We start from the raw sequence: 12,437 nt of genomic DNA, 5'->3' as shown, positions 1-12,437 counted from the left end.
ACTTACTTCCCAAGAAATGGTTCAATAAAAGTAACGACTGCATAACCCGATATTGCGCCACCAATAAAACAGCCTAAGGTAACCAAAGCCACTTGTTTTGGATTATCAGTAAGTGAGGTTTGTGTGCTCTGTTTAACTAATTTGTCAGCTTTATAAAACGAACATTCAAGCTTGCCTGTGAGTATATTTTTCATCTCGAATTTGACTGCATAAGCATTACCTTGGTAGTTAAAGTCATGATGACTTTTAAAGCCGAAGCTGCGCTTTTCACTTACTAATTCGTCGTTTACATATACTTGTTCTTTACCACTCATGATATGACCAAAGCATGCGATTTGGTTGTCACCATCTTGAAAGTAAAATTTATAACCTAGTTTGTGTGAGTTTAGTACGTCGTTTTTCATCATCGTTTCCTTGTTAAGTTGATGATGTAAATTTAATGATTATTTTTGTTTTTTACGCCGTCAGCGATATGCCAGTTCCTATTTTGGCATATGACAGGCAAGATGTCATATCTGTTTTGTTGTTGAAAAATAAGCACTTTAATTAAATTTATCGGCTGGTATTAGAATTTGCTACTGTCATATGCGATTGGCAAAAAAGTACAGCAAAAAGAGTATAAATAAGTATTGTTACTCTGGTTATTAGATATAACCAGAACAAATAAACAACGGGTTAGTACATCTTGCTACAAATCCGTTAAACTTAAGGCTTAGCAGTTAGGTACAACCAGAAAGGCAATATTATGCGTCATGAAATTTGGCAAAAGCTTCGAGATGAAGCAAACGAAGTCGTTTCCCGCGAACCGCTTTTAGCAAGTCACGTTTATTCGTGTGTGTTAAATCATGAATGCTTAGGTTCGGCGCTGAGCTTTATTGTGGCAAATAAACTTGCAGATGCGGTGGTATCAGCATTTACTATTCGTGAATTATTCGACCAAGCCTTTGTTAAATGTGACCTAATGCTGACGCATGTGGCTCATGATATAAAAGCAGTTAAAGATCGCGACCCTGCGGCCGATAGTTACTTAACTGTTATTTTGAACCTTAAAGGCTTCCATGCAATACAAGCACACCGACTCGCAAATTGCTTATGGCAACAAAACCGAAAAGAGCTTGCTCGCTTCATTCAAAGCAGAACCTCAGAAGTATTTGGCGTTGACATCCATCCTGCTTGTAAAGTTGGTCATGGTATTATGTTTGACCATGCAACTGGGATTGTAATTGGTGAAACAGCGGTTATTGAAGATAACGTATCTATTCTACAATCTGTAACCTTAGGTGGTACGGGTAACGAGCAAGGTGACCGTCATCCGAAAATTCGCGCTGGTGTATTAATTGGTGCAGGCGCCAAAGTACTAGGTAATATCGAAGTAGGAGAGGGGGCGCGTATTGGTGCAAACTCTGTTGTGTTAAGTGCGGTTCCAGCACACACAACTGTGGTTGGTGTGCCTGCTAAAGTGGTTGGCAAACCGAGCTGTCCCTGTCCAGCTGAAAGCATGAATCAAAACTTTTTAGATGATGGCACGACTTCCGCTAGTAATGCCTCCCACACCAGTGCTATGTTGTAGTTTTACACGATAAAAGAGCAATGGAATTGTCTAAATTATCCTTCGGATTAGCTGTTGCAGCGTCATTTATTTGTGGCGCTGTCGCTATGTCACTTTTTCAATCTACTCCACAACAGCCGCAAACTTATCAGCAACAATTTGTTGAAGAACAAATAGCTCAAGCACCAGAGCCGCAAGCTATAACTGTTGCGCCTGTAATTAATAAACAAGTCGTTGAAGTTAATTCAGATAGTTCAGTAGCTGATAGCAAAAGCGAGCTTGAGCAACAAATAGCAGAGTTAAAGTTACAAGTCGAAAATCAACAAGCGGTAATTGCCAGTTACCGTTCAAGTGCGATACCTCCACAGCAAATCGACTCACACCTGGATGAACTTTATACCTTGTTAGAAGAGCAATCTCGGGATGAGGCTTGGGCCTATCAAGTTGAAACAGCCATGAGTGATTTTTTAATCATGGCCGATTTACCAGTGCAACCACAGCTTAGTGTCTCTACATGCAAAAGCTCTGTGTGTCAGTTTAAGCTATTGCAACCAGAGGATGTTGATGATTTGCCAAGTCATTATTGGCGTAACATGACCGATAAGATGATGGAACAAAGCTGGTGGAAGCAATTTAAATTTACCTCCACCACCTCAAGTGACGATAGTCTAACAATCATCGCAAGCACGCAGTAATTTTATACAACTTTTGATTGTAGCTGCCCATCTGCAAGCTCGGTGGTTATAAGCTCACCTACGCTTACATCGTTAACCGATTTCACTACACTACCGTGCTGGTTTTTAGTAATGCTGTAACCACGTGCTAACACACTGAGCGGACTCACAGAATCTAAACGACTCGCTTGTAAGGAAAGCTGGTTTCGAGAACTTGAAAGCTGTTGTTGCATCGCTTGTGTAAGGCGGGCATGTAATTGCGTGAGCTGATGCTCGCTTTTCGCTAACTGCTTTTCGGGTGAGCGTTGCATCAAACGTGGTGTTAGGTTAGCAAGTACTCGCTCATATCGCTGGATTTTGCCACTCATTGCGCTGTGTAAGGCCAAACTAAGTTCATCTAGTTTTTGCGCTTGTTGATTGAGTTGATTACGCGGGTGGCAAAGCTGCAAGCGGTGCTCAAATTGAGTGGCAGTACTGCGTTTTACAGCTAAAGAGTGTTTAAAGGCATGATTTAAGTGCCTAACTAACTGCGTAACTTTGTTATGTAGCTCTTCGGTATTTGGACTAACTAGCTCCGCGGCTGCAGAAGGTGTTGCGGCGCGAATATCGGCAACATAATCACTAATTGTAGTATCGACCTCGTGACCAACGGCGCTAACAATAGGTAGGCTACTTTCAAAAATAGCGCGAGCTAATTGCTCATGGTTAAAACACCACAAATCTTCGAGTGAACCACCACCGCGACCTAAAATAAGCACATCTACTTCATTGCGTTGATTGGCGATGTTTATTTTTTCTATTAATTGGCTGTGTGCATCTGCACCTTGCACCATAGCTGGGTAAATCACGACTTCAAGCTGCGGAGCACGGCGTTTAAGTACCGTTAGAATATCGCGTATAGCCGCACCTGTGGCTGAGGTGATCACCCCAACGCGATTAATATTGGTTGGTAATGGTTTTTTGTGGGCTGAGCTAAATAGGCCTTCGGCAGCTAAGCGCATTTTTAGCGCATCGAATTCTTGCTTTAATAAGCCTTCACCTGCAGGGGCCATATGCTCAACAATCAGCTGATAATCACCACGAGGTTCATACAAAGATACGCGGGCACGCACAGTTACTTGAGCGCCATTGCTCGGGCGAAAAGTTTGGCCGCGATTATTGCCGCGCCACATTGCCGCTTTTACCTGTGCTCGGTCGTCTTTTAAAGTGAAATACCAGTGTCCAGATGCAGGGGCTATAAAGTTAGAAATTTCGCCATTTAAGATAAGCGATGAAAAGCCTTGTTCTAAAACATGGCGAATTTCCTTATTTAGGCGCGAGACCGTGTAAACAGGCTGTGTTGATTGCGTAAAAGCCATTAAAAACCCCAGTAAAAAATTCTCTGTGTACTTTAACACAAATAAATGAATAATTTTATTTACTCGTGCTCACAACGCTGATAAAATTTGGCCGCAATTCCTTATACTCAGATCCACATGTGAGAAGTTGCACTATGCTAAGAATCGCTAAAGAAGCTCTTACCTTTGACGACGTACTTTTAGTACCAGGTCATTCTACTGTTTTGCCACACACGGCAAATATTTCAACTCGCTTAACGCGTGGTATCAATCTTAACTTGCCGCTAGTTTCAGCATCTATGGATACTGTAACAGAAGCACGCTTGGCGATTGCTTTAGCGCAAGAGGGCGGTTTAGGTTTCATCCACAAAAACATGACAATTGAAGAGCAAGCTAAAAACGTTCGTAAAGTTAAAACTTACGAAGCGGGCATTGTTTCTTTCCCTGTTACTGTGACTGCGGATCTTACAATTGCTGATGCTATCGCGCTTTCAGAAGACAAAGGTTTTTCAGGTTTCCCTGTAACTGACGCTGACAATAACCTTGTTGGTATTGTGACAAGCCGTGATATGCGTTTTGAAACGAAACTTGAGCAACCTGTTTCTACAGTAATGACGAAAAAAGAATCGTTAGTGACTGTTAAAGAAGGTGCAGACCGTGATGAAATCTTAGGTCTAATGCACGAGCACCGTATCGAAAAAATTCTCGTAGTTGATGATGCATTTAAACTGAAAGGCATGATCACTGTAAAAGATTATCAAAAAGCACAAGACAAGCCGCATGCATGTAAAGACGAGCAAGGTCGTCTACGTGTAGGTGCAGCTGTTGGTGTTGGCGCGGGTACTGATGAGCGTATCGCAGCACTTGTTGAAGCAGGTGTTGACGTATTACTTATCGATACATCACATGGCCACTCACAAGGTGTTATCGACCGTGTTGCACAAACACGTCAAGCATACCCAGATCTACAAATCGTAGCAGGTAACGTTGCAACAGCTGAAGGCGCGATTGCCCTTGCTGATGCGGGTGTTGATGCTGTTAAAGTTGGTATCGGCCCTGGTTCTATCTGTACTACTCGTATCGTAACAGGTTGTGGTGTTCCACAAATTACTGCTATTTCTGACGCAGTTGAAGGCTTAAAAGGCCGTGATATTCCTGTTATTGCTGACGGTGGTATCCGTTTCTCTGGTGACATCGTAAAAGCACTTGTTGCTGGTGCATCATGTGTAATGGTGGGTTCAATGTTAGCCGGTACTGAAGAAGCACCGGGTGAAGTTGAGCTATATCAAGGTCGTTACTACAAATCATACCGTGGTATGGGTAGCCTTGGTGCTATGGACCAAAAAGAAGGTTCATCAGACCGTTACTTCCAAAAATCGAACGAAGCAGACAAGCTTGTTCCTGAAGGTATCGAAGGCCGTGTTGCTTATAAAGGTCCTATCGCGACAATCATTCACCAACAGGTGGGCGGTCTTCGCAGTGCAATGGGCTTAACAGGCTGTGCAACAATTGAAGAGTTAAATACTAAACCTCAATTTGTTCGCGTAACTTCAGCCGGTATGGGTGAGTCACACGTTCACGACGTGCAAATCACTAAAGAAGCGCCAAACTACCGCTTAGGTTAATTACCTTAAGGTATTGAAATTACATGGGCTAGCATCTGCTAGCCCTAATTTATTGATCATCTCCCTTTGGGAGAGCAGTTCCTGACTAACGAGATACTCCATGAGCAAAGACATTCACGATTCACGAATTCTCATTTTAGATTTTGGTTCGCAATACACACAGTTAATCGCACGTCGTATACGTGAGATTGGTGTTTACTGTGAGCTATGGGCATGGGATGTAACTGAAGAGCAAATCCGCGAATTTAATCCACAAGGTATTATTTTGTCGGGTGGCCCTGAGTCTACAACACTTGAAAACAGCCCACGTGCTCCTGAGTATGTATTTAACGCAGGCGTGCCAGTACTTGGTATCTGTTACGGCATGCAAACAATGGCAACGCAACTAGGTGGTAGCGTTCACAGCTCTGATAAGAAAGAGTTTGGTTATGCGCAAGTTGAAAAAGTAGGTAACTGTGCGTTATTCGATGCTATCGAAGACCACATTACTGACGGCGGTGCAGGCGTATTAGACGTTTGGATGAGCCACGGCGATAAAGTGATGGAAGTACCAGAGACTTTCAAAACAACTGCTAAAACTTCAACATGTCCACATGCTGCAATGTCTTGGGAAGAAAAACGTTTTTACGGCGTACAGTTCCACCCAGAAGTAACTCATACTCACCAAGGTTTACGTTTACTTGAGCGCTTCGCGATTGATATCTGTGGCTGTGAAAAGCTATGGACACCAGCTAAAATCATCGACGATGCTATTGAGCGTATTAAGGAAACTGTAGGTGATGACGAAGTTATCTTAGGTTTATCAGGTGGTGTTGATTCATCTGTTGTTGCCATGCTTATTCACCGTGCAATCGGCGACAAGCTAACGTGTGTATTCGTTGATAACGGTCTTCTTCGTTTAAACGAAGGTCAGCAAGTTATGGATATGTTCGGCAACAAGTTTGGCCTAAACATTGTGAAGGTAGATGCTGAAGATCAATTCTTAGCAGATCTTGCTGGTAAACATGACCCTGAAGATAAGCGTAAAGCGATTGGCCATACCTTCATTAAAGTATTTGACGAGCAAGCTAAAAAGCTGAAAAGCGCTAAATGGTTAGGTCAAGGTACTATCTACCCAGACGTAATCGAATCTGCTGCATCAGCAACAGGTAAAGCACACGTAATCAAGTCTCACCACAACGTAGGTGGTTTACCAGACGATATGGAAATGGGTCTTGTTGAGCCGTTACGTGAGCTATTCAAAGATGAAGTACGTAAAATTGGTCTTGAGCTTGGTCTACCATACGACATGCTTTACCGTCACCCATTCCCAGGTCCTGGTTTAGGTGTTCGTGTACTTGGTGAAATCAAGAAAGAGTACTGTGATTTACTACGTCGCGCAGATGCTATCTTCATTGAAGAACTACACAAAGCAGAGCTTTACCACAAAGTAAGTCAAGCCTTCACTGTATTCTTACCAGTTAAATCGGTAGGTGTAATGGGTGATGCGCGTAAATACGACTGGGTTGTATCGCTACGTTGTGTAGAAACAATCGACTTCATGACGGCACGTTGGTCACATTTACCTTATGAGTTCTTAGGTGTGGTTTCTAACCGTATCATCAACGAAATCGATGGTATCTCACGTGTTGTTTACGATATTTCAGGTAAGCCACCGGCAACAATCGAGTGGGAATAATTTTATTATTCTGACCTGAATTGGTACAAAAACGGCGAATTAGCTTGCTAATTCGCCGTTTTGTTTATTTAAGAAGCAGTTAAACTAAAAACTGTGTTTTTTTACTTTACCTTTGAAAAAAGCTCTATATAATTCGTCGTCATTGCAGGGGCGTAGTTCCAATTGGTAGAACAGCGGTCTCCAAAACCGACGGTTGGGAGTTCGAATCTCTCCGCCCCTGCCATTTCTTCCTTCTTTACTTTAATCGCAAATCTCCCTATATTACTTGCTCTTAATCATGATTGAGTTGTTATGAATCCAAGTTACGCTGCGATATTCTCTGTACAATCTTTAGAGTTGAATCAACACTATCGAACTGCGCCTGATACTTCTGGCGAACAGATACCAAACACTCAACAAGAAACACTGACGCTTCCGTTACAGTTTCACCAAGACCTCGAAAAAGCATTTGCGCCGTTAGTTATTACCCAAATCGTTAAAGCAACGAGTATTAGCTGGCAAGAGGGCTGCTTAGGCTTACCAAGCGATAAGCTGAATGGCGAGCAGAAAAAACAACTTTGGTCTTTAATCGGTGAACAACTTGATAAGCTTTAAACCTGTAGATGCAACCTATATTAGCCAGTTAATGGCTATCGAAAACGCCTGCCATAGTCACCCGTGGACAGAGAAAACCATGCTTTCGTGTTTAGCTGGGCGTTATTTTAACCTGGCCGCTTTTCAAGGTGATGAGATGCTAGGTTTTTATATTGGTGAACAAGCGGGCCCAGATTACACTTTAATGGATATTTGTGTTGCGCCGAAGTACCAAGGGCAGGGCATTGCTAAGCAGTTGTTAAATGCATTTATTGAGCACGGCGAGCAGCACCAAGCTGAAAACCTATTCTTAGAAGTGCGTGAGTCGAATGCTCCTGCTATTGGCCTGTATGAAAGCGCTGGCTTTTCACATATGTCGGTGCGCAAGAACTACTATCCAACCGCGACAGGCAACGAAGACGCTATTTTAATGGGGATGAGCTTTAGCCTTTAAGATGCTTCTTCAAGGGCATTGATAAGCGCATCGTAGCATTGCTCCACCTGTTCAGTTTGATTACTGCGTAGCGCATTTTCAAGCTGACCAGCTGTCTTATGAATAGCTTCAAAACTAAAACACCCCGCACTGCCTTTTAAGCTGTGTGCTAATGAACGTAGCGCTTCCCATTCTTTAGCGCGATACAACTGCACAACTTGGCTTAAGTAATCAGGTAATTTTGAGCGATAGTTGTCGTTAATTTGTTGGAACTTCTCACTTTTTAGTAAGTTTTCCCACTTGTTTTGACTGTCTTTTTCGATATGTAAGTAGCTTACAAGCACTTGCTCTAGGGCATCTTTGTCGATTGGTTTGGCGAGTGCTTCATCACAGCCCGCTTCAATATAGGTATCAACATCAGTCTTCATTACATTGGCCGTAAGCGCAATGATAGGGCCATCATAGGCTGCGTGACGTAGCATTTGCGTTGCTTCTAAGCCACCCATTACTGGCATCTGCATATCCATGATGATCAGCTGATAATCATTAACTAATGCCATTTCTACTGCTTCTGCACCGTTTTTCGCGATATCAGGCTCAAGCCCCCAAGTTTGTAACAGTAGTTTGATCAGCAACTGGTTATCTGGGTTATCTTCGGCCACCAGTATATTGGCATCAAAACTGTTTGCTGCGAATGAAAGCTGAACGTCTTTACTCGGTGATAGTTGCTCGTAGCTATGAATAAAGGCCTCGTACTTAAGCTGTTCGGCATTTAAGTGAGCAGCAACTTGTACGGTAAAACAACTGCCGTTTCCAGGTTCACTAATCAGTTGTACATCACCGCCTAGCAGTTGGGCTAAGTTCTTTGAAATACACAAACCAAGACCCGTACCACCAAAGCGGCGAGTTGTCGTCGCATCGGCTTGTTCGAACGGTTTAAATACCCGCTCGACTTCGCGCTCAGACATACCGATACCGGTATCTTGAATCGCAAATTGTAAATGCTGTTTTTCGCTGTTGTAGCTAATATCAATCGAGATACTGCCTTTCTCAGTGAATTTAACCGCATTGCTGGCTATATTGATCAAGATTTGTTTTAAACGTGTGGTATCGCTATTAATAGTTTTGGGTATTGGTAGCTTGTAGTTGATATTAAACGCCAGCTGCTTCTCATTAGCCAGTGGGCGAATAATCGAATCAATATCATGAATAAGCTGCACTACATTACATGGCCCGCGCTCAACGGCGAGTTTTTCAGCTTCAATTTTTGATAAATCAAGAATGTTATTGATGAGCTCAAGCAAGTGTTTAGAGTTACGTAAAATGGTGCTTAAATGCTGCTCATCATTCACCGCATCTTTGTTGTGCAGAAGTTGCTCTGTAAAGCCCATAATTGCGGTAAGTGGCGTACGAATTTCATGGCTCATATTCGCTAAAAAGCGGCTTTTCAGTTGGTTTGCTTGCTCAGCTTGCGCGATTGCCACTTCTAGCTTGCTATTCATTGCTTCGAGGGCTTTAGTACGGCTCTCTACTTTTTCTTCTAGGTGATGTTTATATTCTTCAAGCTCGTCTTGGTAATGACGAATTTGGTTCACCATGTGATTAAAGTCATTAAAAAGCACACCTACTTCATCATTTGTGTGGGCGGGCAAATACACCGATAAATCACCATCCCCAACTCGATGACTTGCAGCCCCTAATAATTCGACTGGGGTAAGTAGTAAGTTGCGTACCACAATGTAGATCAAAATAGGCAGTGAAATCACCGAAATAATAACAATTAATGCAGTAATTAAACTGATGGCTTTACCAGACTGATATAGCAAATCTTTGGGAGTGGTAGAGATAAAATAATCACCGTCGGTCATTTGTACCGCGTAGATGATGCGCTCTTCTTTATCGATACTAGACAGCTCAATACTGGCTAGTTTGCCGTAATCGGCCAAACTCTTTATTTGTTCAAGCTCGTATTCACTTAGGTAACTGCCACGTAGGTCATAGTCTGAGCTAAATAAAATTTGCCCTTTAGTAGTCAAAAACAAATTTAGGGTGTTATTAAAAGGCGCTTCTAAAATACTGGCGTTTAGTATCGATGGTTCAACATGGACAACAATAAACCCAAGTTGCTGCGGCTGTTTTAAGTAGTAATCGATATTATAAATTGGGTGCACAAAGTACAGGCTAGTCGAGCCATCTTCTTTGGAGATCATAAATTGCTGTTGGCGCAAATTTGATTGCAGTACTTGATCAAAAAACGGGTAACTTTTCGGCGCAGGGGTTAATTGGCTTGAATAAAATGCATCGCTTTTACCGTCTGGGGCAACATAGTTAATACTTACAATGTCAGGGTAAGCTTCTGAATAACTTGCAAATACATTCATTAATTCGCCAAGGCGTTCAATGTATTGATTTTTTGATTCGGGTTCGCGGGCTAAAAAGTCTGCCAGTACAGGGGAGGTCGAAAGCAAGCGGGTAATCGAGTGAAATGAGTCAATGTAATTGAAGATTTTTTGCTGTTGTTGCTCAACAAAGCGACTGACAATTAGCTCAGCTTGTTTTTTTGTTGAATTGGTCACATTGGTTAACGTAAAGCCACCTAAAAACAACAAAGGTAAGATCACTAATGGTGTGATATACCATAATAATCGAATACTGAGCTTACTGGTTTTCATGACCTAAATTGATATCCCTCCGTGCAATTTATCAATAGTATGCGTTACAACTTGATTACACAAGCTTAGCAAAAAAGTGAACAACGAAAATCCTCAACGAAAGGTGAATAATTACTTACAATCGCTGCTTTTTTGGCTAAGACAAACAAGGTATAATACTTGGCAATTCTATTTTATTTTTACAGTGCGCACCGAGCTTTATAATTTATAAGGCAGTTAAGTGCGCTTTGTTATGACTAAAAGCAGCTTACATGTCTAATTTAACTACCGAAATTAATAAACGACGCACCTTTGCGATCATCTCGCACCCGGATGCGGGTAAAACCACTATTACAGAAAAAGTTCTGTTGTTCGGACAAGCGATTCAAAAAGCGGGTACCGTAAAGGGTCGTGGCTCAAACCAGCACGCAAAATCAGACTGGATGGAAATGGAAAAAGAACGTGGTATCTCGGTAACTACGTCTGTCATGCAATTTCCTTACAACGAGCGTCTAGTTAACTTACTTGATACTCCAGGGCACGAAGACTTCTCTGAAGATACTTATCGTACACTGACTGCAGTTGACTCATGCCTAATGGTAATCGACGCAGCGAAAGGTGTTGAGGATCGTACTCGTAAATTAATGGAAGTAACACGCTTACGTACCACACCTATCGTAACTTTCATGAATAAGTGTGACCGTGATATTCGTGATCCAATGGAGTTATTAGACGAAGTTGAAACTGAGCTAAACATTGCCTGTGCGCCGGTAACTTGGCCGATTGGTTGTGGTAAAGAGTTTAAAGGTGTTTACCACATTCACCGTGAAGAAACGATTTTGTATAGCACAGGTCAAGGCCACACAATTCAAGAAGTTCGCGTTATTAAAGGTTTAGATAATCCAGAACTTGATGATGCTATTGGCGGTGAGCTTGCTGAGCAACTTCGTGAAGAGCTAGAGCTTGTTATTGGTGCATCGCACGAGTTTGATTTAGATCTGTTCTTAGCTGGCGAATTATCACCAGTCTACTTTGGTACAGCACTTGGTAACTTTGGTGTTGACCATGTTCTTGATGGCTTAACTGAGTGGGCTCCTGCGCCATTACCTCGTGAAACAGAAGACCGCCAAGTTGCAGCAACTGAAGATAACTTCTCTGGTTTCGTATTTAAAATCCAAGCGAACATGGACCCTAAACACCGTGACCGTATCGCCTTTATGCGTATTGTATCTGGCAAATATAGCCAAGGTATGAAAATGAACCATGTACGTATTGGTAAGCAAGTCAGTATTTCTGATGCGGTAACCTTTATGGCCGGTGACCGTGAACGAGCGCAAGATGCTTACGCAGGTGACATCATTGGTTTACACAACCACGGTACAATTCAAATTGGTGATACCTTCACGCAAGGTGAAAAAATGAAGTTTGGTGGTATTCCTAACTTCGCGCCAGAATTATTCCGTCGTATTCGCTTAAAAGATCCATTAAAACAAAAGCAATTGTTAAAAGGCTTAGTTCAGTTATCTGAAGAAGGTGCTGTGCAAGTATTTAGACCGCTTATCAATAACGACCTTATCGTTGGTGCGGTCGGTGTACTACAGTTTGACGTAGTTGTTGCCCGCTTAAAAGCAGAATACAACGTTGATGCGATTTACGAAGGTGTGAGTGTTAACACTGCACGTTGGGTAAGCTCAGACGATACCAAAAAGCTTGAAGAGTTTAAGCGTAAGTGCGAAAGCAACTTAGCGCTTGATGGTGGCGATAACCTTACTTATATCGCCCCAAGCCGTGTAAACCTAAACTTGTCGATGGAACGCTATCCAGATATCAAGTTTAACCATACACGCGAAAACTAATACGCTAAGTCTGCTTCAAATTTAAGTGCCCGTACAGCGGGCCATAAAGGTAAAAATTACA

General features: G+C 42.3%; 10 protein-coding genes and 1 tRNA gene. 8 read left to right on the top strand and 3 right to left on the bottom strand.

Annotated elements, in window-relative coordinates:
• Positions 1-2: 2 nt before the first annotated feature.
• Positions 3-404, bottom strand: coding sequence for a hypothetical protein (locus tag AUR67_RS13785; protein ID WP_201024594.1), 402 nt, complete (start codon positions 402-404; stop codon positions 3-5).
• Positions 405-745: 341 nt separating this feature from the next.
• Between AUR67_RS13785 and cysE the strand changes: the two genes are divergently transcribed.
• Entirely contained in the window at positions 746-1,570 is an 825-nt protein-coding gene (cysE, locus tag AUR67_RS13780; protein WP_058585718.1) for a serine O-acetyltransferase, read from the top strand.
• A gap of 26 nt (positions 1,571-1,596) precedes the next feature.
• Positions 1,597-2,244 (top strand): hypothetical protein, encoded by a 648-nt coding sequence (locus AUR67_RS13775; protein ID WP_235591843.1) that lies wholly within the window; start codon positions 1,597-1,599, stop codon positions 2,242-2,244.
• Positions 2,245-2,246: 2 nt separating this feature from the next.
• Here the strand turns inward: AUR67_RS13775 and xseA are convergent, their stop codons facing one another.
• Positions 2,247-3,581: an exodeoxyribonuclease VII large subunit gene (gene xseA, locus AUR67_RS13770; protein WP_058585716.1), complete on the bottom strand. Its 1,335-nt coding sequence runs from the start codon at positions 3,579-3,581 to the stop codon at positions 2,247-2,249.
• 134 nt (positions 3,582-3,715) lie between these two features.
• On the opposite strand from xseA, the gene guaB reads away from it, so the two are divergent.
• From guaB to rimI, 5 genes are all read left to right on the top strand, one after another.
• On the top strand, positions 3,716-5,185 hold the full coding sequence (gene guaB, locus AUR67_RS13765) for an IMP dehydrogenase (protein WP_054551225.1): 1,470 nt from the start codon (positions 3,716-3,718) through the stop codon (positions 5,183-5,185).
• Positions 5,186-5,285: 100 nt separating this feature from the next.
• Positions 5,286-6,863, top strand: coding sequence for a glutamine-hydrolyzing GMP synthase (gene guaA, locus AUR67_RS13760; RefSeq protein ID WP_058585715.1), 1,578 nt, complete (start codon positions 5,286-5,288; stop codon positions 6,861-6,863).
• A gap of 146 nt (positions 6,864-7,009) precedes the next feature.
• A tRNA-Trp gene (locus AUR67_RS13755) sits at positions 7,010-7,086 on the top strand.
• Between the two features lie 68 nt (positions 7,087-7,154).
• Positions 7,155-7,457 (top strand): hypothetical protein, encoded by a 303-nt coding sequence (locus AUR67_RS13750; RefSeq protein WP_054551229.1) that lies wholly within the window; start codon positions 7,155-7,157, stop codon positions 7,455-7,457.
• On the top strand, positions 7,444-7,890 hold the full coding sequence (gene rimI, locus AUR67_RS13745; protein ID WP_054551230.1) for a ribosomal protein S18-alanine N-acetyltransferase: 447 nt from the start codon (positions 7,444-7,446) through the stop codon (positions 7,888-7,890). The genes AUR67_RS13750 and rimI overlap by 14 nt, the downstream gene beginning before the upstream one ends.
• On the opposite strand, the gene AUR67_RS13740 is transcribed toward rimI, so the two are convergent.
• Complete coding sequence (locus tag AUR67_RS13740; protein ID WP_055020975.1) at positions 7,887-10,541, bottom strand: hybrid sensor histidine kinase/response regulator; 2,655 nt, start codon at positions 10,539-10,541, stop codon at positions 7,887-7,889. The genes rimI and AUR67_RS13740 overlap by 4 nt on opposite strands.
• Before the next feature lie 251 nt (positions 10,542-10,792).
• Here AUR67_RS13740 and prfC point away from each other — a divergent pair, with 251 nt between their 5' ends.
• Complete coding sequence (gene prfC, locus AUR67_RS13735) at positions 10,793-12,376, top strand: peptide chain release factor 3 (RefSeq protein WP_058585714.1); 1,584 nt, start codon at positions 10,793-10,795, stop codon at positions 12,374-12,376.
• Positions 12,377-12,437: the final 61 nt, after the last annotated feature.

This window comes from Pseudoalteromonas sp. XI10, from assembly GCF_001469895.1.
In the GTDB taxonomy this organism is placed as follows: domain Bacteria; phylum Pseudomonadota; class Gammaproteobacteria; order Enterobacterales; family Alteromonadaceae; genus Pseudoalteromonas.
This window is presented reverse-complemented; position numbering and strand designations above follow the sequence as displayed.